At 65.9% G+C, this 23,831-nt stretch carries 18 protein-coding genes; 7 read left to right on the forward strand and 11 right to left on the reverse strand.

Annotation, left to right across the window (positions count from 1 at the left end; translation table 11 throughout):
- Positions 1-173: 173 nt before the first annotated feature.
- The 3 genes from rlmB (at position 174) to OWC43_RS23805 (ending at position 3,234) form a co-directional block, all read left to right on the forward strand.
- Entirely contained in the window at positions 174-998 is an 825-nt protein-coding gene (gene rlmB / locus OWC43_RS23795) for a 23S rRNA (guanosine(2251)-2'-O)-methyltransferase RlmB (protein WP_137831379.1), read from the forward strand.
- A 725-nt stretch (positions 999-1,723) separates the two neighbouring features.
- The gene (locus OWC43_RS23800; protein ID WP_393958775.1) at positions 1,724-2,092 is read left to right on the forward strand and encodes a hypothetical protein; all 369 of its coding nucleotides are present in this window, start codon (positions 1,724-1,726) and stop codon (positions 2,090-2,092) included.
- 206 nt (positions 2,093-2,298) lie between these two features.
- Positions 2,299-3,234: a CHAD domain-containing protein gene (locus tag OWC43_RS23805; RefSeq protein ID WP_393958776.1), complete on the forward strand. Its 936-nt coding sequence runs from the start codon at positions 2,299-2,301 to the stop codon at positions 3,232-3,234.
- On the opposite strand, the gene OWC43_RS23810 is transcribed toward OWC43_RS23805, so the two are convergent.
- A complete protein-coding gene (locus tag OWC43_RS23810) occupies positions 3,235-3,846 on the reverse strand; it encodes an SOUL family heme-binding protein (protein WP_393958777.1) in 612 nt (203 codons plus the stop codon).
- Between the two features lie 146 nt (positions 3,847-3,992).
- Between OWC43_RS23810 and OWC43_RS23815 the strand changes: the two genes are divergently transcribed.
- Complete coding sequence (locus OWC43_RS23815) at positions 3,993-4,628, forward strand: NAD(P)-dependent oxidoreductase (protein ID WP_393958778.1); 636 nt, start codon at positions 3,993-3,995, stop codon at positions 4,626-4,628.
- On the opposite strand, the gene OWC43_RS23820 is transcribed toward OWC43_RS23815, so the two are convergent.
- From OWC43_RS23820 to OWC43_RS23830, 3 genes are all read right to left on the reverse strand, one after another.
- Positions 4,595-5,761: an FAD-binding domain-containing protein gene (locus OWC43_RS23820; protein WP_393958779.1), complete on the reverse strand. Its 1,167-nt coding sequence runs from the start codon at positions 5,759-5,761 to the stop codon at positions 4,595-4,597. The two genes, OWC43_RS23815 and OWC43_RS23820, sit on opposite strands and share 34 nt — an antisense overlap.
- 115 nt (positions 5,762-5,876) lie before the next feature.
- Positions 5,877-6,158 (reverse strand): CsbD family protein, encoded by a 282-nt coding sequence (locus OWC43_RS23825; protein WP_137831375.1) that lies wholly within the window; start codon positions 6,156-6,158, stop codon positions 5,877-5,879.
- A gap of 256 nt (positions 6,159-6,414) precedes the next feature.
- Entirely contained in the window at positions 6,415-6,867 is a 453-nt protein-coding gene (locus tag OWC43_RS23830) for a PRC-barrel domain-containing protein (protein ID WP_393958780.1), read from the reverse strand.
- Between the two features lie 457 nt (positions 6,868-7,324).
- Here OWC43_RS23830 and OWC43_RS23835 point away from each other — a divergent pair, with 457 nt between their 5' ends.
- Positions 7,325-8,302, forward strand: a complete 978-nt coding sequence (locus OWC43_RS23835; protein ID WP_393958781.1) for an HWE histidine kinase domain-containing protein — start codon at positions 7,325-7,327, stop codon at positions 8,300-8,302.
- 16 nt (positions 8,303-8,318) lie between these two features.
- On the opposite strand, the gene OWC43_RS23840 is transcribed toward OWC43_RS23835, so the two are convergent.
- From OWC43_RS23840 to ada, 6 genes are all read right to left on the reverse strand, one after another.
- The gene (locus OWC43_RS23840; protein WP_393958782.1) at positions 8,319-9,518 is read right to left on the reverse strand and encodes an FAD-dependent monooxygenase; all 1,200 of its coding nucleotides are present in this window, start codon (positions 9,516-9,518) and stop codon (positions 8,319-8,321) included.
- Between the two features lie 220 nt (positions 9,519-9,738).
- Positions 9,739-11,445 (reverse strand): response regulator, encoded by a 1,707-nt coding sequence (locus tag OWC43_RS23845; protein WP_393958783.1) that lies wholly within the window; start codon positions 11,443-11,445, stop codon positions 9,739-9,741.
- Positions 11,446-11,465: 20 nt separating this feature from the next.
- Positions 11,466-11,927, reverse strand: a complete 462-nt coding sequence (locus tag OWC43_RS23850; protein WP_137831370.1) for a response regulator — start codon at positions 11,925-11,927, stop codon at positions 11,466-11,468.
- Positions 11,928-11,932: 5 nt separating this feature from the next.
- A complete protein-coding gene (locus tag OWC43_RS23855; RefSeq protein WP_393958784.1) occupies positions 11,933-14,188 on the reverse strand; it encodes an ATP-binding protein in 2,256 nt (751 codons plus the stop codon).
- Between the two features lie 481 nt (positions 14,189-14,669).
- A complete protein-coding gene (locus OWC43_RS23860) occupies positions 14,670-18,749 on the reverse strand; it encodes a glycosyltransferase (protein WP_393958785.1) in 4,080 nt (1,359 codons plus the stop codon).
- Between the two features lie 494 nt (positions 18,750-19,243).
- Positions 19,244-20,347 carry a bifunctional DNA-binding transcriptional regulator/O6-methylguanine-DNA methyltransferase Ada gene (gene ada / locus OWC43_RS23865; RefSeq protein ID WP_393958786.1) on the reverse strand — a complete coding sequence of 368 codons (1,104 nt, stop codon included), beginning with the start codon at positions 20,345-20,347 and terminating at the stop codon, positions 19,244-19,246.
- A gap of 622 nt (positions 20,348-20,969) precedes the next feature.
- Between ada and OWC43_RS23870 the strand changes: the two genes are divergently transcribed.
- On the forward strand, positions 20,970-21,473 hold the full coding sequence (locus OWC43_RS23870) for a sigma-70 family RNA polymerase sigma factor (RefSeq protein ID WP_137831366.1): 504 nt from the start codon (positions 20,970-20,972) through the stop codon (positions 21,471-21,473).
- A gap of 145 nt (positions 21,474-21,618) precedes the next feature.
- Here OWC43_RS23870 and OWC43_RS23875 read toward each other — a convergent pair whose 3' ends face one another.
- Complete coding sequence (locus OWC43_RS23875; RefSeq protein WP_393958787.1) at positions 21,619-23,268, reverse strand: cyclic peptide export ABC transporter; 1,650 nt, start codon at positions 23,266-23,268, stop codon at positions 21,619-21,621.
- 355 nt (positions 23,269-23,623) lie between these two features.
- Here OWC43_RS23875 and OWC43_RS23880 point away from each other — a divergent pair.
- Positions 23,624-23,831: AMP-binding protein (locus tag OWC43_RS23880; RefSeq protein ID WP_393958788.1), on the forward strand; the 208-nt coding region annotated here is incomplete at its 3' end.

Here is a 23,831-nt window from a genome sequence, read left to right on the forward strand (position 1 = left end):
ACACGCCAAGGCCCGCGCTCACACAGCGCGGGCCTTGGCGCGTTCAGGAGCTGTGCCCGTCACAGCTCTCGACTGCGCGGGCAAACAGCACGGCCATGCTTGACGAAAAGGCAGGTCGGCGCTTTGTCCCGTGCGATGCTCCATCCGATCACCTCTCCGAAAGTTTGCCTGCCATGACGCCGCCCCGTGACGGTTCGGCCAAGCGGCCAGGCTTCAAGCGTCCCGGCTATCGACCCGGTCCACGCGGTCCCGCCCAGCCCGGTCTCGTGGCGCGAGAGGGGAGGGACCATGTCGTGCTGTACGGCTGGCATCCGGTGTCGCAGGCGCTCGCCAATACGGGCCGCCGCTTTCATCGCCTGCTTGCCACCGAGAACGCGCTGGCCCGCTTAAAGGAGACGCTGGACGGCCTGCCGATCGAGCCCGAGATCGTCCGCCCCAGTGCGATCGATCGGCTGCTCGGACCGGACGCTGTGCATCAAGGGCTCTATGCCGAGGCCGCGCCCCTGGAGGCTCCGGCCCTCGACGCCATGCCGGACGATGCGCTGCTGCTGGCATTCGATCAGATCACCGATCCGCACAATGTCGGCGCCATCGTGCGCACGGCAGCCGCCTTCGGCGTGACCGCCATTGTGACGACCGCCCGTCATTCGCCGAACGCCACCGGAGTCATGGCGAAGTCCGCTTCCGGTGGCCTGGAGCATGTGCCGCTCGTCGTGGTGCGGAATCTCGCCGAGGCCCTGATCACGTTGGGCGAGCGCGGCTTCACGCGCATCGGCCTCGATTCGGAAGCCGGCACATCCCTCGACAGCGTCGGCCCGCGCCGACCGGCCGTCCTCGTGCTCGGTGCAGAGGGCAAGGGCTTGCGTCAACGGACGCGCGAATGCTGCGACGTGCTCGTGCGCATCGATGCGGTCGGTGCGATCCGGAGCCTGAACGTTTCGAACGCCGCAGCGATCACCCTCTATGCCCTGACCCGGCCTGGCGGCGCTTCGACCTGAAACGCTCATGTCTCTTCGCCGGTAGGGATGAGAGCAGTGGCCGCACAGCGCGCAGACTGCGCGGTGCGCGGCAAGCGAGCATGTTGGCCACAGATTGGTGAGGACGATCTTGGTTGGAAGAGCGTTCGCGACCGCACTCGTGCCTGAGACGCGCTCTCCCTCTCCGTCCGCTGAACTCAAGGCGGGGGTGCCAGATTAGCACCTTTTACTCACTCGAGAAGAATCAGAGTGATTCTAATTCCGCAGGGATTGTGTTGACGGCCGATGCGACCGAAGGTAGATAATTTCTGCGGTCGAGGCGCCTGTGGTTTTCCAGTATTTCAAAATGGATGACTGGTTGCGCTCCGTATCGTAATTTGAAGCGTTCCTTTGCTGGCGCGTTTTGGATACTGGCTCGAGGCAGCATAGCATTCGGGCGTCGATTGCTCTGACCAAAATCTGGATGACCCTGGGGCGATATGGCCGTTTTCGGACATATCGCCCCTTCCTCTGTTTGAAGGTCCAAATTGAAATCGGCGTTTTGCGGCGATGGGAGGATGTTGATCGCGAAACGGTGCTTGGCTCCCCTCGGCCCTGGAATGGTGAGGTGAGCGCCGCGATGGTAACTTGAGGCCAAGCTTGCCCATGATTCGACCGCTGCCCGCCTTTGGGGGGCGACGCGCTGGTGGGGTCGAGGCGCAAGACCTCAGGAGACGTCCCATCCCATGGTTGCCCCGCGGGAGATGATGCTGACGCTGGACTGCGACCCGCGCGACCTCACGGTCCTCGCAGACCACGCGCTGATCCGTTCTCCGCGGGAAACCGTTCGCTCGCTGGATCTCGTCGGTTTCGACACCGATGCCGGCGACCTGCGCGCTGCCGGTCTATCGCTTCAGGTGGGACGAGACATCGGACCCGAGGGTGACGCCGGAATACAGATTGTCGAGGCGGATGGCGGCGGCCCGTTCGCCCGGGCGATGTGGGAGTGTCCGATCGATGAGCTGCGGCCGGACCTCGTTGCGCTCGACCTCACGCCGGCCGGAAAAGTGCTGGCGCAGGCAGGCGCGCCGCCCTTATCCCCCCGCCACGCCATCGCGATCGAGCGGATACGGTGATCGGTTCGCTACGGCGCCTCATCCATCGACGTCACCCTCGATCTCGGTCGCATTGAAGCGGCGCCCCTTCACGCATCCTTCTGCGAGGCCGGTTTCGCCCTGAGCGAAGGGACCCGGTCGATCTCCTCGCCCTCGTCCAGGCCCTGGCCGAAACCCTACCCCTGCACCTCGCCGCGCTGACCATCGGAGAGCGCGGTGAGGCGCTGGTGAGGGGGAGCATCGACCGGCCGAGCAAGGCCCATCGGGTGAGGCTTCAGCCTGGGGCGGAGGCGGGCGAAGCCTTTGCCATGGTGGCGCAGGACTGTCTTCGGCATCTGCGCCGCAACGAGGCATCGTTTGTCACGAGGCGGGATCCGGAAGCACTGCATCAGATCCGCGTCGCCCTGCGCCGATTGCGCGCGGCCTTCTCCCTGTTCCGTCCGCTGCTGACGGATGATCCGACTGCCACGCTTCTGCGGGAGGAGATCAAGCGCGTCACCGAGCCGTTCGGGCGGGCGCGCGACCTCGATGTCTTCCTCGCCGAAACGCTGGCGCCGGAGATCGAACGGTGTCCGGAGAAGAGGGAGCTGCGTGGTCTACGTACCGTGGTCGTTGGCGAGCGGGATCGGGCCTATGAAGCGGTGCTGGCAATCCTGCGGAGCGCCGCGTGGCGGATCCTGATCATCGATCTGGTCGCCTGGATCGGGGCCGGACCCTGGCGCCGGGCCGCGCGCTCGGCCGCCTGGGAGCAGCCTGCCAGGAAATTCGCCGCCGCCGAGCTGGAGCATCTGCGCCGACGCATCAAGAAGCGCGGGCGTGATCTCGATAGACTGGCGCCTGGAGAGCGCCATCGCGTGCGGATCGAGGCGAAGAAGCTGCGCTACGGGGCTGAATTCTTCGCCACCCTCTATATCGGCAATCGGAAGAGCCGCGTCCGCTACAAGACTTTTGTCTCGGCTCTGACGGCTCTCCAAGATCATCTCGGGGCATTGAACGACATCGCCACTATCCCCGCGATTATGGGCCGGCAGCCCGAGCTGGAGGCCATTCCATTCTCCGCCGATATCGTCGTGGAGAACGGCGCGGCGCGGACCCGGTCCCTGCTGAAGGCCGCTGCACGGGCGCGGGAGACGCTGCTGGCGACACGCCCATTCTGGCGCTGATCAGGTGCCTTCGGGCTGTAAACGGACTGCGACCTCGTTCCGGCGTAGGAACGGTACGGAGAAGGGCGGATCGTAGCCCATGAAGAAGGGAGCCCCCGTCGGCTGCTTGCCCGCCGCGTCGAGAACGTGAACCAGGGTATCGGCCCGCTTCCGGCGTTCTTCGGGCGGAGCGCTGCCGGAGAACCGCAGGACCGCAAGTCGCTCCGGTGGGACTCGAACGAGGCGGATGCCGGCCTCGCTGGGCTCGGGGGCGCCGGCCTCGGCGACCTTGCGCGGCAGGTAGAAGCGCATCGTGCCGCCCGCACCCCGCTCGACCGGCACGGTCATCGCGATCAATTGGCCCTTGGTCTCGACGGGAGTTGTCATGGCGACGCGGTCGCCGCCCGCATTCGCACCGGTGATGTAGCGGAACAGGCGCCCGAACGCCGCGCCGTCCCGGTCACCGCTGGCCTCGGTCTCGACGGCGACGCGCGCCTCGTAGGCGCGGATCTCGACGCCGCGGTCGAGCCGTTCGACCACGGCATAGCGCGGCTCCTCGTAGGTCGCCCGGATGCCGACGACCGAGAGGGCCGCCTCAATCAGGGTCACGAGCGTGTAGAGGAACTTGTCCAAGGGGGCGTCGCCGGCTCGGGATACGGTCGATAAGACGGGAGGGCGGATCACGTTCCGGCCGAAGGCGTTGGCCGGTGGTCAAGGCACCGCATGGCGCTCCCGCGCTGCATCGGCTCTTGTCGGCTGCAGGCTCGCAGGAGGCGAACATGGCCCACGTCCTCGTCATCGGCGCCAGCAAGGGCATCGGGCTCGAAACCGTGAAGGCGGCGCTCGCCGCCGGGCATCGGGTTCGGGCCTTCGCGCGTTCAGCCGCCGATCTCGCCCTCTCCGATGCCGGTTTGGAGCGCTTCACCGGCAATGCTCTGGATGCAGGCGATGTCGCCGCCGCGCTCGATGGAGTCGATGTCGTGGTGCAGGCGCTGGGGGTCCCGGCGACCAAGCTCCTCGGTCCGGTGACCCTGTTCTCGGAAGCGACCAATCTCCTCGTTCCGGCGATGGAGCGGGCGGGCGTCCAGCGCATCATCGCGGTGACCGGCTTCGGCACCGGCGATAGCCGCGAGGCCATCGGCCTGCTCCAGCGCGTGCCGTTTCGCTTGGTCTTCGGCCGTGCCTATGACGACAAGGATGCTCAGGAGATGCGGATTCGGCGCAGTACCCTCGACTGGACCTTCGTCCGTCCGGGCGTGCTGACGCCGGGCGCCGCCACCGGGCGCTACAAGATCCTGGCCGAGCCGCGTTCCTGGCGCAATGGCCTGATCGCCCGGGCCGACGTGGCGCATTTCATCGCCGGGGAGATCGACCGTCCGACCTACGTGAAGCGGGCGGTGGTTCTGGGCGGCTGAGCGACGCCCTCCGGCCATCCACCCTCGGGCAGGAGCCGGGGAATGGCCGAACGCAGCTTGAAGAAGCCGCGGGTCGCGAGGGGCCAAGCGGCTTCGTCCCAGGCCCGGCGCACCCGGTGACAGGCCTCCGGCAGCGCGTCCGCCGAGGGGCCGACCGGTGCCCAGGCCGTGACGATCGGCAGCCCGCCGGACCAATCCGGTCCCAAGACCCGCGCTTCACAACCGAAATGCGCTGCCGCCCGTGTCAGGCCATCGCTCATCGCGGCCTCGTCGGCCTCCCGGACCCGATCCGACGCATCGGGGGCATGGGCGACGAGCCCAGCCAAGCGTGAGACCTGAGCCGTCCCCAGGGGCAGGCTCTCGGGATGCAGGTCGTCGAGGTGCAACAGCAGGGCGACCTCACCTGTCGGCGGCGGATCGGTGGGGACGAGCCGCATTTCCTTGGGCGGCATCGGCTCTTCGAGGGAATCGACCTCCTCATCGATCCCGGAGGGATCGAAGCGGCCATCGGTGTAGCGCCGGATGTTGTCCGCGCGGGCGACGTAGTGCTTGCCGCGGGTGTGAAGGCCCGCCACCCAGCGCCAGGACAACGTGTTGCTCGCCGGATCGCCGTCGAGCAGGTGACGCAGAAAGAACGCGGCGCCGAGCGGCCAGGGGAGGCGCAGGGTGAAGATCCAGATCGAGGCGAACCACATCCGGGCGTGATTGTGGAGCCAGCCGGTGGCGACGAGTTCGCGGGCCCAATCGTCGAAGCCCTCGATACCGGTGCGCCCCTCGACCGCCGCCTCGTAGACCCGTCGAAGGCCCGGATCGGCAGCCAAGCGTCGGCGTTCGTCCTCGACCGCCGAGAGGGTGCCGGTCCAGGCACCCGGATGGGTCTCGAGATGCCCTTTGAAGTAAGTCCGCCAGAAGACTTCGGAGACGAACTTCTCGGCGCCCTCCTCGCCATAGGCAGCGAGGGCGGCCGACACGACTTCGGCCTCTGTCAGCAGGCGGCGCCGCAGATAGGGGGAGAGAGCGGACGTCGTCGGACGCCGATCCGGCCCCCGGTCCGTGTTGCGAGCGGCCGCGTAATGCGCTCCGGCGCTTTCGAGAAAGCCGGCAAGCCTGTCGAGGCCGGCGGCGCGGGTCATGGGGAAATCGCGGTCCATGACGCCGAGATAGCGCGGCGGGCCGCGCCATCCGTGCGACCCATTCACCCCGTCCTGCAGCTCCGACCGCGGCGCGGTTGGAGCTGTCTCGGCGGGCTCACTTGTCGATGGCGTTCTCGATCGTGTCCTTGACCTTGCCGCGTTCCTGCTGCGCCTGCCCGCGCAGCTTCTGAGCGCGGCCCTCGGCCTTAAGATCCTCGTCCTCGGTGAGATTGCCGACGCCGCGCTTGGCGCTGCCGATCGCCTCGTTGGTGAGGCCCTTGAGCCGATCGACGGCGCCTGCGGTGGTCGGCGTATCGTCGGCCAAAGCCGGGCCGGCGACCGCGAGTGCGAGGCCCAGAAGAACCCCACGAAGGGCAGTGGTTCGAAGGCTGCTCATGCGCTTGCTCCCAATGGAAGAGGGGAGGGTGGTCTTATCGGCGAGACGATCGCTCGCAACGCTCCAGAGGGGCAGGATCGAGCGATCGTGATGATGTCCAGGGTCGAGGGACATCGTGCTGCGTCCCGTTGGCCCGCGAACGGGGCATGGCGATGCGTGGCGCATCAGGGCTGCGACGGCAGCAACCGCCCGGGGCGCCTCGCGTCCCTGGGTGATTGCGGATCACTTCATGACGCGTTCCTCGGACCGCACGCCGTCACTTCTTCGGCTGTGAGCCGAGATAGACGTATTCCGGAGCGGCGCGCAGCTGGTCTTTATCGGTCTCGATGACCGCGTCGAGGGCGCCACCGTCCTTGCGCGACAGCTTCAGCGTCTCGGGGGCGACGGCCACGTATTTGGCGTTGAGGCCGAGGAAGCCGCCGACGCTGACCACGTAGGATTTCACGGCCCGCTTGTCGTCGAACACCACGTCGGCGACCGAACCGATGGTCTCGTTGGCGCCGTTGCGGATGCTCGTTCCGATCAGCTTGGAGGCGACGACATCCTCCGGGGCCTGCGCCACAAATTTCGCCCGCAGATCGTCGTTCAGCGTCGCCGGCTGCGCCGCGATGGGGGCAGGTTCCTGCTTCGGCGCCGGCGCCGATTCTTGGGCCAAGGCCGGCACGCCGGCCAGGAGAGGAAGCGCAAAGAGCAGCGAGCGAAGTCTCATAGGGGGCCGTGTCCTCGTCTGGATCGATGGAAGGTTGAGCTTGGGTGGGAAGCGCGGGGGCGTCGCGTCGCGAGAGAGGTCGATCATCGATCGGAAACCGATGCAGGCCGCGCTGTGAACGGGATCGACAACCGGACAATGACGGAGCTGAGGGGCCCGCCGGGTTCGACGACGAATCCGTTCCAAGACCACCTATCCGTCTCCGCGCTCACCGCTCGGTCCGCCTGCCACGCTCACGCTGCAATGCGGCAAGAACGGATGGCGGACAGGTCAGTTCCGGCGCCGCTTCCACGGAGTCTCGCGTCGTTCCTCGACTCACGTCATCTTGAGAAAGCCGTCGGTGGATGACTTGGCTATGCTGGCTTGCGCAAACCGGGCCGGTGATGGAGCCGGAACAGTCCGGGCGTGTTGACCCGCGCGACGCGCGCCGCTCGGACGGGATTTCGATAGGACAGGCATGGTCGAGGAGCCCGAACTGATCGGCGAGGAATGGACGCTCGCCAGCTTCAACGGCGCGATCCACAGGGGCGGCGTCGGCCTCTGGGCATGGTCGCCGACCCGGCGGCTGGCTCAGCTCGACAGCCTGTGCCGCGCGTTCTGGGGGATGACGGAGGCAATCGTACCGATCGATGAGCTGTTTGCCCGCGTGAACGCAGAGGATCGCGACGGCATGATCCGCGACTGGATGGCGAGCGCGGACGACCCGCATGCCTACAGTTTCGATTTTCGCATCGGCGATGGGCCGGAGGCGCGCTGGATCTCGGCCCGGGGCGTCGGCGGGGAGACCGGACAGGTCGGGGAATGGGTCCAGGCGATCTTTCTGGACATCACCGAGCGGAGGCGGGCGGAAGAGGCCGAACGTCTGCTGGCCGCGGAGCTCGCCCATCGCGTCTCGAACATGTTCACCGTGGCCCGCGCCCTGACGGCCATCGTTGCCCGCGACGCCACATCGACGCCGCTCTTCGCCGAAGACCTGTCCCGGCGGTTCGGGATCCTGCATGAGGCCACGACGCTCGCGACCCGGTCGCACAGCCTCGATCAGGGCAGCGTCCGGCTCCAGCATCTCGCCGAGCGCATCCTCATGCCCTATCGCGACGGCGCCGCGATCACCGTCGAGATCGCGGATGACGCGGTCGTGGGCCCCGACAGGGTCAACGATTACGCGATGATCTTCCACGAACTCGCGACGAATTCCGCCAAATACGGCGCCCTGTCCGGCGGGGGCAGCCTTCATTTGAAGGGTGGCGTCGAGGGCGGTGCGCTGACGCTCACTTGGAACGAAACCGCCGCGCCGGCGGGTGGGCCCAAGGCCGACGGCACCGGTTTCGGCTCACGCCTGTTGCGGCAGACGATCGAGCGCAGCCTCGGCGGACGGTTCGAGCGCGTCATCGATGCAGACGGCCTCCATTTCGACATGACCGTACCGGCCGGCTGAACCGACGGCCCGCTTCTCACCCACGGCCGAGCCCATCGTAGCGTGACAGGTCGGGTTCGCGGCCCTTGCGGTTGAACAGCTTGGCCGCCACGCCGCGAAGGGCGGGGTTGCTCGCCAGCCGCAATCCACCATGCAGCAGGCGGATGCCGAGGCCGCTGCGGGGATGCATGATCCTCGGCGCGATCTTGGGAACGCCCGCAGCCTCCTCGACCATGGGTCGCATCGCCCGTTCGTAGCTGGCAAGCGCCCCCGCCACGTCCCCGTGGCGGCAGAGTTCGCAAGCCAGAACGGTGGCTCCGGTCACGGCCAGAGTCGTGCCGACCCCGGCGAGCGGGGTCACGCACCAAGCCGCGTCGCCGGTCAGGACAACGCGTCCGTTCGACCAGCGCGGCATGCGCACTTGGCGCAATGCATCGAAGTAGAAATCATCGGTCGTGTCCAAGCCCGCCAGCACGCGTGGTGCTTCCCAGCCGACATCGGCGAAGCGCGCGCGCAGGAACGCCTTCTGTCGATCGGGGTCCCAGTCCTGCTCACCCGCCGACGGCCCGTGGATCGCCAGCATTGCCCGGGTCGTGCCGTAAGGGTCCGGTCGCAGCTGCACGCTGCGGCCGCCGGGGGCATTGTACCAGCGCCAGAATCGGTCGTCGGTGGGCGTCCGGGGAATCGTGAAATACGCGATGGTCAGGTCCATCGGACGCGGGGCGTTCTCACCGGGGAAGACATGCTCGCGGGTCGAGGATCCGACACCCTCGGCGACGATCACGAGTTCGAAGCTTTCGCGGCGACCGCTCATGAACGTCACGGTCGCTTCGTCGGCGGTCTGCGCGATCCGCTCGACGGAATCGTCGAAGCGGATGTCCATCCGCGGGCGAGCGGCGTCGAAGATCAGGCCTGCGAGGTCGCCGCGCAGGATCTCCATCTCGGCCGTCGGTCCGTCACCCTCGGAATCCCCGGCGGCGAAGCGCGCCACGGGCCGGCCCTGAGCGTTCACCCAGGCGGTCCCTTCCTCGCCCGTTCCGCGCGCCAGCGCGTCCTGTTCCAACCCCATTCGGCGCAGGGCCTCGCGGCCGATTCCGCGGAGATCGACGTTCTGGCCGCCCTCACGGAAGGCGGGCGCGCGCTCGACCATGGTGACGGTGAAGCCGTTGCGGCCCAACCACCATGCGGCGGTGTTGGCCGCGATGCTGGCCCCGGTGATCAGGATGCGACGCGCCAACGAAATGCTCCCTATCGCGCGAACAGAGCGTTCAACGCGCCAGCGCGGCAGGAAGGACCATCGTGACGCCTGCGATGTGCTGCGGCCTCGATCTGCCCGCTCCATGACCGCGGCGGCAGTCCGGAGCTTGGGCTCGGGTGACGCATCTCGGACCATGCGCTGAGCCTCCGCGCATGGCCGCTACGTCCCGAAAGGCAAACACTGACTTTCCGCCCGATCTTCAGCTCCCTCGGGTGCGATCCGAGACCAGGCGCAGGCCCTGGACGCTGCTGCGTGCCGCCAGAGCGGTCGCGACCTTGCGCTCGAGCTCCCCGTCGCGGAACGGCTTGAGCACGATGGAATCGGCCCCGTCCGCTCCGGCTTGCGCCAGCGCGGCGGTATCGGCGAAGCCGGTGACGAACAGCACCGGCATCGTCGGCCAGCGCTTGCGGATCTCACCGGCCGCTTCCGCCCCGTTCATGCCCGGCATCGCGAAGTCGAGAACGATGAGATCGACCGCGGGATCGACTTCCAGGGCGGCCAGGGCCTGAAGGCCGGATGCCGCCTCGCGCACGCTGTAGCCGACTTCCATCAGGCGGGTTGCCGTGACCTCGCGGACCCCGGCATCGTCGTCGACGATGAGAAGAACCGGCTGGCTCCCCGGCGGGTAAGTGCGTGCCCCGTCGGCCAGCGCGGGGGCATGGGGCAGGGCGGCGGCCTCGTTCTCGACGCGCGGCAGGTAGACCTTGATCGAGGTGCCCTCAGCCGGGACGGTATCGATGCGGATGCCGCCGCCGGACTGCTTCACGAAGCCGTAGACCTGGGCCAGCCCGAGACCGGAGCCCTTGCCGGTCTCCTTGGTGGTGAAGAAGGGCTCGAACACCCGCGCCAGCACCTCCGGCGTCATGCCGGTGCCGGTGTCGCTGACCGAGATCATGACGTATTCGCCGGGCTGTGGCTGCTCCGGCCGCACCGGAACCTCCGACACCGTGACGTTGGCGGTCTCGATGGTGAGCCGGCCACCGACCGCCATCGCGTCGCGGGCATTGATCGCGAGGTTGAGAATGACGAGCTCGATCTGCGTGGCGTCGACGAGGGCGGGCCACAGATCGTCCTGAAGGGTGGTCTCGATCTGGATCGCGCCACCGATGGAGCTTTCCAGGAGGTCGCGCATGGAGACGACCGTCTGGTTCAGACTGACGGGGGTCGGCACCAGTCGCTGGCGCCGCGAGAAGGCGAGGAGCTGAGCGGTCAGTTTCGCCCCGCGGGCGGCGGCTCCCCGCATCATGTCGAGGCGCCGCTTCGAGCGCTCGTCGGTCACCGCACGCTCGAGAAACTCGATATTTCCGGCGATGACGGTCAGGAGATTGTTGAAGTCGTGCGCCACGCCGCTCGTCAGCTGCCCGACCGCGTCGAGGCGCTGCACGAGGCGCAGGGCGTCCTCGACGCGCTCGCGCTCGATGATCTGGTCCTGGAGAGCGGTGTTGGAGGCGGCGAGCTCGCGGGTCCGCTCGGCGATGCGCGTCTCCAGCGTGTCGTTGAGCGCCTGAAGCGCGGCCTCCGCGGCGCTCTTGTCGTCCCGCGCGCGCTTCTCGGCGAGAGCCCGCACGATCGTACGGGTCATGCGTCCGAGACGCTGCTTGGTGACGTAGTCGGTCGCGCCGTTCTTGATCGCCTCGACCGCCACTTCCTCGCCGAGCGTGCCGGAGCAGAAGATGAAGGGCGTCTCCGGGCATTGCTGTCGCGCGATGCCGAGCGCACTCACGCCGTCGAAGGTCGGCAGCACGTAATCCGCCAGGATGATGTCGTGACGTCCGGGCAGGGCGGCAGCGGCGAACTCGTCGCGGGTGATGACGCGCTCGATCACGACCGGATGACCGAGATTCTCGAGTTCCGCCTCGATCAATTCCGCGTCGAGATCGCTGTCCTCCAGATGCAGGATGCGCAAGGGCCCGGCATGCGGCCCGATTATCCGTTCGATGGCCAGCCTCCCCTGTGTGGCGGGGGCTCGTTCAGGAGCGCCCAGAACACGCCGATCTCCTTAATGGCGGCGAAGAACTCCTCGAAGGCCACCGGCTTCACCACGAAGGCGTTTACCCCGAGATTGTAGGAGCGCACCACGTCGGTCTCCTCCCGCGAGGAGGTCAGCATCACCACCGGGATGCCGCGGGTGGCGGGATCGCCCTTCACCTTGGCCAGCACCTCCAACCCGTCGATCTTCGGCAGCTTCAGGTCGAGCAGCACGACGGCCGGGTCCTGCACTGCCCGGCTCTCGTGCGAACCTCGACGGTAGATGAAGTCGAGGGCCTCGGCACCGTCGCGGCAGATCACGATCTGGTTGGCAAGCTGGCTCGATTCCAGGGCGGCCAGCGTCAATTCGATGTCGTTGGGATTGTCCTCGACGAGGAGGATCGGCTTCAGACTCGCCATCTCGGTTACGCCTCCTCCCGGAGTGGTAGGGTGAAGGTGAAGGTGGCGCCCCGGCCCGGTTCGCCCTCGGCCCAGGTCCGGCCACCGTGACGCTCGACGATGCGGCGTACATTGGCGAGCCCGATCCCGGTGCCCTCGAATTCCTCGACCCGGTGCAGGCGCTGGAACACCCCGAACAGCTTCTCGACATAGGCCATGTCGAAGCCGACGCCGTTGTCGCGCACGAAGAACACCGCCTCGCCGTCCTGCGGCGGCAGCCGCCCGACCTGGATGACCGCTTCGGGGCGGCCGCGGGTGTATTTCACCGCGTTCGAGAGCAGGTTCTCGATGACGAGGCGCAGCATCACCGGGTCGGCATGGACCCGGCCGAGGGGGCCGATCTCCCAGCGCACGGTTCGATCCGGCGTCACGTCGCGGAGCACCTTGCGCCGCACCTCCTCGACGAGCGCGTTCAACTCGCCATTGACCTTGTTGAGGGAGTGACGCCCCATCTGCGAGAAGGTCAGGAGGTTGTCGACCAGCGTACCGGCCGAGAAGGCGGCCTCGATGATGGTCTCGACATAATGTCGGCCCTTGTCCGAGAGGTTCACGCCCTCCCGTGTCTTGAGCAGGTTCGAGTAGCCGACGATGTGTCGGAACGGCGCGCGCAGATCATGGCTGACCGAGTAGGAGAAGGCCTCCAGCTCCTTGTTGGATCGCTGCAACTCCTCGCTCATGGCGGCGAGTTCCTCTGCCCGGCGCAGCACGATGCCGAGCACCGAAGCCCGCAGATCCTTGGCCGCCTCGACTTCCGGCACCGACCAGGACAGGGAGCGACCCTTCACCGTCTCCTTCCAGATCTCGAAGGATTTGCGCGGATGCAGCCGGTCGGGGCCTCCCTCCGGATCGGGTCGCGCCGCCTTCACCGGATTGCCGCCCCATCGGACGGTCCGCACCACCTCCGGCCTGAACCAGAGCACGTAACTCGCGAATCTTTTGGAGATCGAGATGGCGAGGAGGCCACTGGCCCGATCGGTGAAGCCTTCCGCCCGCGGAAACATCTCCGACAGGGCGTCGGTGGCGAACACGTCCTCGGCCTCGCCGCGCTCCGAGAGCCATTCGTAGAGGGCGCGCACCTCGCGCTCCGGCGGGGTCTGGCCGAGCAGCCGGCAGCGATCCGTGGTCACCACCGCCGCGCCGGACGCATCGACGAGCCCCAGGACGTCGTCGGGGTGGTTCAGCAGTCCGTCGACGAAGCTCTCCTCCTCCGCCATGTAGGCCAGGAGCTTGGCTTGGACCTGCCCTAGGGCGAGGCGTTGCTCGGCCTGTTCGCCCCGCACCTTCGCCGAGAGTTGCAGGGCGAAGATCTGGGTGAGGAAATCGCAAGCGTTGCGGGCCTGGAGCGGCACCCGCTTCGGGTCGTGATTGTGGCAGGAAACGAGCCCCCAAAGCGCGCCGTCGACCAGGATCGACACCGACATGGACGCCATCGTGCCCATGTTGCGCATGTACTCGACATGGACCGGCGACACCGAGCGCAGCACCGATTGGCTCAGATCGAGCGGTTTCCCTGCCGGCGTCCGGGCCGGGTGGATGGGGACCGGGGCGTAACCGGCATCCGGGATGATGCGCAGGCGGTTGCGCCGGTAGAGTTCCCGCGCCTGGGCCGGGATGTCGGAGGCGGGAAAACGCAAGTCGAGATAGCTCGGCAATGCGCCGTTGCCGTCCTCGGCCAGCACCGTCCCGTGCCAGTCCCGGTCGAACCGGTAGACCAGGGCCCGGTCGAAGTTCGTCACGTGGCGGATGTTCTCGGCCAGCAACTGGCAGAGATCGGGCACGCTTCGGGCGGCGTGCAGTCGCTCGACGAAGGCACGCAGCCGGGGCGTGAGCGCGTCGAGGCCGGCATCGCCGGAGGCGTCGTCGGTCTCCTCGAGTTCCAGGACGACGAGGTCGTCGACCCGGTGGGCGGCGACCTCGTAGGCCTGCCGCGCGGTGTCCGGTCCGAGTGTGACGGTGCGCAGATAGGTGGCGCCGTCCTGAATCGCGTCGCCGTCGAGATAGCGTCGCACCAGGGCATCGAGTTCGGGGAAGGTCGCTTCGAGGCGTGTGCCGACCCTGGCTCCCGCCGGCGCATTCGCGCTGGCCTGGACGATGGTCCGCTCCCGGGCATCCAGCGCGAGCAGGAAACCATGCGGCTGGACGCTGCCCACGATGTGGATGGGTTCGCGATCGCAGGCTGTCAGGTCGATGGTGGGCTGTGTCGCCGCTTTGTGCTGATTCAAGCCTGGATTCCGCCCGCTCCCGACCGGATCCGCCCCCGACCCGCTCGGTCTGATATCAGCCCACCGGGGCCGTTGGATATGGGTCAAAATGGACCGCGACAGGTTTCCGCCACGCCATCCCCTTACGGCGCGGCCAAGTCACGACGAAGTGAAGATTTCGCCGGTTTTCGTGGATATTCGCGAGCAGGGCTGCGGCCGTTCCACCGGGCTGACGCCATGAATTCTCGGCGAATCGCATTGAAGGATTGACCGGAATCAACGCGCGGCACTCGGCTTACCGCATGTCGTCAGAGCTGCATGTCCGGCGCTTCCGTCTTGAATCGGTTCTCGAAGCCGGTCTGCAAGTCGCCGCTGTCGATGGCGATCCCATCCTGCCGTTCGGTCTCGAGGGCATGACGCTCGCCCCGCGATCCTGTGCGGCGACGCGGTCGACGTCCCCCTCGGGCGGGGACGTTGGAGAGAGGAACGCTGGCGCGACGCATCAGGCCGCGTGGTCTCTCGGTGACCGACCCGCGAGAATGTCTTCGTAGATCCCGATCAATTCCACCGCCTGATCCGAAGCCCACCGAATGTCCGGAGTGACGTCGGGGGAATTCCGGTAGCGTGCGGGATCGGCATCGATGTCTCGCAACGCCGCCAGGAGGCCGGCCGGGGAGGTCACGTCAACGATCATGCCGTTCACGCCGGGCGTCACGCAGCCGCCTACGGCACCGCGATCCGAGGCGACCACCCAGCAGCCGGCTGCGAGCGCCTCGCGCGTCACGAGGCCGTAACTTTCGGGCCAGACCGAGGGGGCGAGGAGCACGTCGATCCGGCCATAGAGCTCTTCGATCCGCCGCTGCGGAACCTTGCCGAGCAGAGTGACGGGCGTGTTGCCCCAGACCTCTTCCCGCGTGACGTCGGGATTGAGGGCGTGATCGACGATCAGCAGCGAGAGGTTGTCGAAACGCTGCGTCTGAAAGAGGTTGGCGACGTGGTGATAGCCCTTGTGCCGCGAGGCGCCGCCAATATGGGCAAGGACCACGCGATCATCGCTGCCCCGAGGGACGCGGACGGGCTTCGGCAGACGCGAGACCCCGTTCTCGACGACGCGCAGGTCGTCGATGCCGGCCGAGCGACAGATCTGGGCGAATTCCTTCGAGACCGTCGTGATCATCGCGGCGGACCGAAGGTAGCGCCGCAGGCGACGGGCGCGCTCCGGAATGACGTTCTCATTGGTGTCGAGGGGAACGACACGGTTGTAATTGTAGAGTCGAACTCTGTCCTGCTCATCGAGCAGGAACTGCAACGGTGAAATCCACCAGCCGTCATGCATCGTGATCAGATAAGGAACCTGGTTCTTGATCGGCACGTCGACAATGGATGTGGTGAGTCTCTGAATGCAGTGGAAGTGAACGATGGTAGGTTGGATGATGTCGAAGCAGGTCTCGAACGATTCCGCCATCTTCGGATCTTCGAGAATGTGATCGATGTCCGGACGATCGGCTGCCGTGATGGCGAAGACGCGAATGCCGTCCTCGACGTAGCAGGTGATCTCGTAGGGCTGCGTGCCGCCTTCGAGGGTGCAGATCACATCGATCTGCCAATCATCACCGAGGCGCTCCTTGAGATCCCGCACATTGTCGTGGACGACCCGGGTCGCGCCACCGATGGCCTGAGGCGGATAGAAGACGTTCACGATCAGCAGGCGCTTGCGGCTCGTGGGCATGCGCGCCTCGATGCGTCCGACGACGGCCTTCAAGTTTTCGGCCTGTCTCTCACACGAATATTCGTCGAGCGCCTTCGCCCGGGCTGCGGCGCCCACGGCCTCGCGCAGGTTCCGATCTGTCACCAAGCGATCGATCGCCTGGAAGAACGCCTCGGGCGTGTCGCAGAGGAAGCCGGTCCTGCCATCCTCGATCACCTGTTCGTGGGTCGTCGTCCGGCTGACCACGGAGGGAATGCCCATGACCGCCGCTTCCAACCATTTGATCTCGCTCTTGCAATCATTGAATACGGAGCGCGACAGAACGGAAAGGTTGATATCCGCCTCGGAGAGATGTTCGGAATAATCCTCGAAGCTCGCAACCGGTTCGATGACCCGGATCATGTTTTGAAAGGGTTTCAGGTCGTCCGATAGATTGATGTAGCCCATCAAAATGAATCGGACTTTGTTCTTGTGCTTCTTGGCAAGTTTGGCGATGGCCGGCTCGATGACGTCTTTAAAGTCTTGTTTGTGCGCCTTCGTTCCCGACCCATAGAAGATCGTCACGACCCCATCGTCAGCGATCGCGCTGCGGCCAGGCTCGAACCGAGTCTTGCCTAGGGCATTCGGATGGACGAAAGCGATTCCGCTCTCGACCCGCTCCTCGACATGTCGGCCCAAGGGTTGGGTCGATACCATTCCGTACTCGCACAGCGACATGGCGTGCTCGAACAGGGGGACGCCGCAGGCAATCTCGGCGTGCTGCATCGCCGTGATCTGGCCGGCGTAGGAGGCAAGGGAAGGCGGAAAATGCTCCGCCGAGAAGACGAGATCGTCGATGTCGTAGACGGTGGGGATCCCGAGCTGACGCGCCTGCGCGATCGCATCGACGATGTATGGAAAAGCGGCCACGCGGAAGAAGATCGCGAGATCGGTCTTTACGAGGTTTCGGACGAAGGCCTCCGTCTCGTGCGCTTGATTGTAGGCGGTGACCTCGTAGCCCGCTTGGCGCAACTGCTCGACCTTTTGATCGATCCGGTAATACCGGCATTGCCGCAGGTCGTAGCTGCCGAGAATGGCGATGCGCCGGATGGTGCGGCGCGCGCGCGAACCCGTGAGACCGGCCGATCCTCGTTGGAGGATACGGCGCAGATCCTCCTGCACGATCGCGTGGCCGATCATCGCCGCACGGTAGGGCGCATCCTGCCACAGTTTGTCGAAGACGACGCTTTTCGCCTGCCGGAGCTTCGATCTCAACGCGACGTCGCTCGGATAGATCTCGATGGCCTGGCGCAAGGCGTCGAGAGCACCATCGTTGTCCTCGAGTTGCACGAGACTGTCGCTCAAGAGGCGATAGTTCGCGTAGTTCGCGATTCCGGCGTCGATGACTTGTTTGCGGATCCGGGCCGAAGAAAGGTAATCGCCGCGAAGATGGGCCTGGTCCGCCAAGTGGAGATGAGCGGTCCAATAGGTCGGAAAGCTGCGCAGAAGGTGGTGGTAGACGATATCAGCCTTTTCCGGATGGCCTCCGACGGCGAGATTGACCGCAATGGCATCGAAAAAATCGGCTTCGGCCGTACTTGTGATGGGTATTAACCGGATGTCGGCGTTGCCGCACTCCACCAAGTGGCCCGCCGCATCGACGAGCGTCCCCGTGGCAAGGCCCGGAACGACGTTGCGGAACGCAATCAGCTTGGATGTCATGGATGGTGGGATCGGAAACTTGAACCGGGACTCGAATGCCACCTCCAAATTCGGGGCGCGATTCTGCTCCCGCGGTGATCGCAGCCAGTCCTGGAAGAGACGCAACCGATCGACGGCGTGCTTTTCCGAGGCGGGATCTCCAGCATGATTCCAGTCCGCGAGGTATTCGCGGCGGTAAAAGTCAGGATCGAAGCGGCTTCGATACGAAATATCCAGACCCTGATGCTGTCCGGACTGACAAAAATGGAACAGGCATTCAGATTTTGTGGCCGATCTTCCAAACAGATCGGCCGCATTGCATGAATAGTAGCTCCGATCGAGGTCGATGGGATAACAGACATTCGTGATATTGTAAAAAAGTAGCAATTCTTCTTCTGATAAAAATACAAGGTGTCCGACCGGGAAGTGGTGCTTGCTGACAATTTCTCTCAATACGAGCTCGGCCGGCACCGTTGGGGACGCGTCGATGCCGTACACCTCATTGACAAAGTGTCGGCTGAAGTAAGTCGGCGCAAATGCACGATTTTCGCGTATGCCATGATTGAAGTAATGCTTCAGTCCATCATGGGGGTGCTGAATCGATGCCCGAATATCATCATTCTGAGCAAGATACGTAACGAGACTGAAGTTCAGCGGTAGGGACGACATCTCGCCGCGATGCGTATCCGCATAGGCGCGCAGCTTCGCGAGATCCTCGGTCGGGGCGTATTTCGACAGGATCGCGGGATCGTGTGACTTGGGCGCCGTGTCGGACGGGATCGAAAAGCCACGTCCCTCGGCGCGACCATGCCGGAGATAGTGCAGGATCGCCGACGACTGCCAGCGGACGGCACGCCTGACATCATAATTGAGGGCGAGGTAGTCGCCGACGCTGAATTCTGCCGGAAGGGCGGGATCTTGCCGCAATCGCGCGACCGCCTGGATGTCGTTGGCAAAACGCCCCTCCGACCGGCCGGTCTCCTGGTAATGTCTGTGGAGCTCGACGTCCGAGAGATTTTGAAGTTCGGGATAAAAATCTCTGTAGAATCGCGGATCGAGCGCGTCGTCTTTGCTTAAAATTTCTGCTATTTTTGGCTGCAGCTTGTCATTCTTTCCGGTCAACGTGCGACCAATATTCAATGTTCTCTTCGTAAAAGTCTTGAAAGTCCGGCCCAGGGCGTCGTTGGGTGTCATCGTTTCATGAGCCTTAGATACGCTGGTCCCCTGGGATGTGCGTCGGTTCGTGAGCTTGCGCATTGTCAAATGATAGATTTGAAGATCCGATCTGCCTCTTGTGATCGATCCACTGCGCTAATTCCCGCTTGAGTTGAGTGGCAGACTTGCTGAGCAAGCGTTGACGGCAGTAGAACGATACGGGTCAGCCCGTCGAGACGTCCCGTACTATCCTAGTGCTAGGCTGCACGCCGACCGGTTGGCTCAATCTAATCCGGGCAGCGCAGCTCGGAATGCCGCGGGACGACGCCAATTGCGTGCCAGTCCTTGTCCCATCTCCCATGGCGGGATGGCAACAACGTGTCGATCATAGCCGCCGGCGCTCGGACACGCTGAGATTCGCGCCACGATCGCAGGCCTTCAACGGGATCCGGAGACCCGGTACGGATTGCTGACCAGACTTCTGCCCGACCGGGCTAGCCTCTCACCGGACGATGGCGAGAACCGCGCTCCTCTCACCCCTCTTCCGCGCCGGGTGAGGCCTCGCGCGTCAGAAGGGTCCGCTTGCGCTCGACGCCCCAGCGATAACCGGACAGCGTGCCGTCGGAGCGCACCACCCGGTGACAGGGAATCGCCACCGCCAAAGGGTTGGCACCGCAGGCCAAAGCCACGGCCCGCATGGCGGCGGGCGCGCCGATGGCGCGGGCGATATCGGCATAGGTTGCCGTGGTGCCGATCGGGATCGCCCGCAGGGCTGTCCAGACCCGCTGCTGGAAGGCGGTACCGCCGATGTCGAGGGGCAGGTCGAGGCTACGACGCGGTGCGTCGACGAAACCGACCACCTGTGCGACCCAAGCCTCGAAATCGACATCGCCGCCGATCAACTCCGCCTGGGGGAAACGATCCTGGAGGTCGCGCAGCAGCGCGTCCGGCTCGTCGCCGAGCAGGATCGCGCAGAGGCCCCGCTCGGTCGCGGCGACGAGGATCGCGCCCAATGAGCATGCCCCGATCGCGAAGCGGATTTGAGTGCCGGTCCCCTTCTTGCGGTAGGTGGACGGGTCCATGCCAAGCCGCTCGGGGGCCGCTGCGTAGAAGCGGCTCGGGGTGTCGTAACCCGCCGCGTAGAGAGCCTGCGTGACGGACGACGACCCCTGCAACCCGGCGGCGACCCGCTCCGCGCGCCGCGCCGCTGCATAGGCCTTCGGGGTGATGCCGGTCAGACTGCGAAAGACGCGGTGGAAATGGAACGGACTCATCCCGGCGAGGCGCGCGAGCGTGTCCAGCGAGGGCGGGTTTTCGGCCGTCTCGATCATGCGACAGGCCTGGGTGACGATCTGAGCCTGGCGCTCGGCGCGGGACGGTTCGTTCGGGCGGCAGCGCCGGCACGGTCGGAAGCCCGTCGCCTCCGCCTCCGCGCCCGTTGCGTAGAAGACGACGTTCTGCGCCTTCGGTGTCCGGGCCGAACAGGACGGGCGGCAATAGATGCCGGTCGTGCGGACGGCGTAGACGAAGCATCCATCGGCCGCCGCGTCGCGGGTGATCACGGCGGTCCACCGCGTGTCCGCGACCGCTCCCCGGTGCGAGCCGGTCGGATCGGACTCGTTTTCGGCGTCCCGCATGATGACCTCCCTCCGTTCGATACCGCCGAACGGGCCCTGCGCCCACTGGACAGGGGATCTTTGCGATGACCGTCGCTAGCCCGCATCCCGCTTCTTGCTCGGCAATTCAGGGCGCGACCGAATCCGATCCCACTCGTTGCGGACCGGATGGTACTCGAACGTCCAATCATGTCCGCTGCCGCTGCCGAGACCTTCCTCTTAGCACAATCTGAGGTTGAAAAATCAGAGGTCCAAATGGCCCGTCTTCCGCCGCGCCGCTCGCTCCGGATCGATCACGCGATCGCAGGCTGGTTACCGGGCCCGAAATAGCCTCCGATGGGCGAGCGTTGTCGCAGGATCGGCCTGCGTATCCGGAAGTGGAATGCAGGCTTTTGCGCCGACAAGCCTCTGACAAACATGTCTGATGCGGCCGATATTATAACCATTATAATTAGAATCTGTACCTATAATAGTTACATTGTAAGTCTCTTAGTAAAGTATACGTTGTCAATCTCAGGATGAGATGTTACGGTTCCGAGTATAGGCGCTCACAAAACTGTGATGTTTCTTCCCGTTTGTGGAGGCGCCGCTTGCGCACGCTTCGGCGGCTTCTCGGAACGGCCAGGATACGATGCCGACACATATGAAGGAGCCTTCGCATGCTCTGCTGCAGGTTCTGCTGAGTCAGAGATCGGATCTGGTCGAGACGGCGCGCCGTGTCGTCCGCTGCGGAGCGCGGGCCGAGGATGTGGTGCAGGACGTCGCTCTCAAGGTCTGCCAGAACGGGGTCGCGGCGGAGATCGCCGATGCCGCGGGATTTCTACGGAGAATGGTGCGCAATGCCGCCATCGATGCCGTGCGCCAGTCGGGGCGCGAATGCCGCCGCAACGCCCCTTCGGACGCTGGCGAGACGGTGCCCGCGCCCTGCGACTGTCCACTGCGGCGGCTGGAGGGCCGTCAAAGCCTGGAGCGGGCCATCGCAGCCCTCGACGAAGCGCCCGCTCGCACTCGCGAGGCCTTCCTCGCCCATCGGCTCGACGGGGTGCCGCAGAAGGATATCGCGGCCAGGGTCGGCGTCTCCCCGACGCTCGTCAATTTTATGATCCGCGATGCGACCGCCCTGTGCCGGGCGGCCGCCTCACCGTAATCTCGGGATCACGCCGGGTGCGGCCGAGGATCGGAGGTGATGCGCTCGATCAGGGCAGGCATCGGTGGTTCAGATGTCTGCTTTCGCCCTTCGGCGGCGAGAGGGATCGCGCCCTGGAAGGCGCTTGCGGATCGCTCTCCGCTCCTCACGCATGTGCCCGGCTCGGCCGCTCGATCTCGGCGGCGACGAGGCGCCCGTTCTCCAGCTTCACGCAGCGGTCGGCCACGTCGAAGTAGCGGTCATCGTGGGAGATCGCTAAAACGGCCTTGCCGCGGGCACGCAACTCGGGAAGCAGGCGGCGATAGAACACCTCGCGGAACAACGGATCCTGGTCGGCGGCCCATTCGTCGAACAGGTAGAAGGGACGATCTTCCAGATAGGCCACCACCAGGGCGAGCCGCTTGCGCTGCCCCTGTGACAGCGCACGGGTCGAGAGCACCCCGCCCGTCACCGAGACCTTATGGGCGAGCTCCAGCTTGGCGATGAGGGCATTCGCCTCCGCGTCGAGGGATGCACCCGGACCGCTGAGGCCGTCGAGCGTCGGGAACAAGTGAAAGTCCGAGAAGACCGCCGAGAACAGCCGGCGCAGCCGGTCGCGATCGAGCTCGGTCACGGGCACGCCGTCGAGGAGGATCGCCCCAGAATCCGGCTGGTAGAGGCCGGTCAGGACCTTGGCGAGCGTCGTCTTCCCGCTGCCGTTGCCGCCGATCAGGATCACCACCTCGCCTGGCCGGAACGTCAGATCGATCGGTCCCAGCGTGAACACCCCGTCCTCGGAGTCGCGGAAATAGCGATGACGCACCTGGTCCAGGCGCAGCTCGCGGAACCCGGTCGTCGGGCTGCGGGCGAGCACCGGTTCCGGCGCGGCCACCGCCGCCATCAGCCGGTCGATCCGACCCATGGAGACCCGCGCCTGCTGGGCATTGGGCAGATTGTTCAGGAGCGCATCGAGCGGCATCATCAGGTAGAGGAACACCACGATCGAGCCCGTGGCCGCGACGGTTCCGAAGGTCAGCACCCCGATCAGGGCATGCACGAGAAACAGGGCGATTCCCGCCCCCACCACGTAGATGCGCAGACCCCGCAGGCGGTGCGCCCGCACCTCCTCAATGCTGCGCTCCAGCGATAGACGCAGGAATGCGTCCTGACGCTCACGGTTGAGCTTCAATTCCTTGGCGCCGCTGAACAATCCGTCGAAGTGAGAGAACAGCACATCCTGCGCCGAGCCGGCCCGGTCGAGTTCCTTGAGGGCCCGCGCATGGCCTAGGGAGAAGACCGCCGATCCCCCGAGGATGGTGGCCAGCGCCAGACCGAAGGCGGCCAGCGAGGTCCAGGCGAGATAGGCGAGGCAGCCCGCCACGATCGTCGCGTTCATCACGATGTTCGGAAAGGCGACGAGGAAATCCGCCACCCGCGCGGCATCGTCGGTCATCACCGACTGCACGCGGGCTGCGCCGAGGCGCTCGACCCGGGCGAATTCGGCCCCGGCGACCCGCGCGGCGAGGGTCCGGCGGAGATCGAGCAGCACGCCCTCGCCAAGGCGGGCGAAGAGCAGGCCGCCGCCGATCCGCCCGGCCAATCCCAGGAGGGCGGCGGCCGCGAACCCCATCGTCAGCCAGCGCGGATCGTGACCTCCAACCAGCATCTCGTTGGCCGAAGCCACCATCCCGATTCCGGCCGCCGCCGCCGCGAGGCTCGCGGCCAGTGCCAGGACGAGATGCCGCCGCGGACACTGCGCCAGGATGCGCAGGAGGGCATGTCCCTGCGGGGGGGCGGCCGAGGTTTCGGGGTGCATCGTCCCTCCGGTCGCTTTGTCGCGCTGCTTATTCCGCGCGGCACGCCCGGTGACCGTCGCGTCCCCTCAGGAATTCACGGTTCGCCGGACGATCTGCGAGGCACGTTCAAGACGCGCCGGGCGGGGAAGAATTTAGTCGTGCGGCCGAAACGGCGTGGGACCTCGAACCCGAAACGGCATCGTCGCGCGCAAGCCGCTCTGTTTCGGTCGCAGGACGCTAAATTTCATCCATCCCCGTCCGTCCTGCCGTCGAGAGGCCGGTGAACCGGCCACGCCGGGAGCGGTCGCACGGATGGGTATGGCAGTCAGGACGATCCGCGCGCGGACTGACGAACCGTCACCTCGGTTTGAGTCGGTGAACGCGCGGGTGGCGGCGCTGGCCGCCAGCGAGGGCGCGCGCGTCGCCCTCGTCCACGGCCCGACCCGCCTCACCTATGCCGCGCTCGACGCCCGCGCCAACGCCCTCGCCCATGCCCTCATCCGACGCGGCATCCAGGCCGAACACCGCGTCGCCCTGCGCCTCGAACGATCCCCCGACGCCTTCGTCGCCATCCTCGCCGTCC

Origin of the sequence: Methylorubrum sp. POS3 (genome assembly GCF_043352485.1) — a bacterium.
Classification (GTDB): domain Bacteria; phylum Pseudomonadota; class Alphaproteobacteria; order Rhizobiales; family Beijerinckiaceae; genus Methylobacterium; species Methylobacterium suomiense.

Excerpts from the sequence above, each read along its gene's own strand:
- OWC43_RS23800 (WP_393958775.1), top strand. The coding sequence starts at position 1,724 with ATGCTGACGCTGGACTGCGACCCGCGCGACCTCACGGTCCTCGCAGAC.
- OWC43_RS23815 (WP_393958778.1), top strand. The coding sequence starts at position 3,993 with ATGGCCCACGTCCTCGTCATCGGCGCCAGCAAGGGCATCGGGCTCGAA.
- OWC43_RS23835 (WP_393958781.1), top strand. The coding sequence starts at position 7,325 with ATGGTCGAGGAGCCCGAACTGATCGGCGAGGAATGGACGCTCGCCAGC.
- OWC43_RS23830 (WP_393958780.1), bottom strand. The coding sequence starts at position 6,867 with ATGAGACTTCGCTCGCTGCTCTTTGCGCTTCCTCTCCTGGCCGGCGTG.
- OWC43_RS23825 (WP_137831375.1), bottom strand. The coding sequence starts at position 6,158 with ATGAGCAGCCTTCGAACCACTGCCCTTCGTGGGGTTCTTCTGGGCCTC.
- OWC43_RS23860 (WP_393958785.1), bottom strand. The coding sequence starts at position 18,749 with ATGACACCCAACGACGCCCTGGGCCGGACTTTCAAGACTTTTACGAAG.
- rlmB (WP_137831379.1), top strand. The coding sequence starts at position 174 with ATGACGCCGCCCCGTGACGGTTCGGCCAAGCGGCCAGGCTTCAAGCGT.
- OWC43_RS23870 (WP_137831366.1), top strand. The coding sequence starts at position 20,970 with ATGAAGGAGCCTTCGCATGCTCTGCTGCAGGTTCTGCTGAGTCAGAGA.
- ada (WP_393958786.1), bottom strand. The coding sequence starts at position 20,347 with ATGCGGGACGCCGAAAACGAGTCCGATCCGACCGGCTCGCACCGGGGA.
- OWC43_RS23875 (WP_393958787.1), bottom strand. The coding sequence starts at position 23,268 with ATGCACCCCGAAACCTCGGCCGCCCCCCCGCAGGGACATGCCCTCCTG.
- OWC43_RS23820 (WP_393958779.1), bottom strand. The coding sequence starts at position 5,761 with ATGACCCGCGCCGCCGGCCTCGACAGGCTTGCCGGCTTTCTCGAAAGC.
- OWC43_RS23850 (WP_137831370.1), bottom strand. The coding sequence starts at position 11,927 with ATGGCGAGTCTGAAGCCGATCCTCCTCGTCGAGGACAATCCCAACGAC.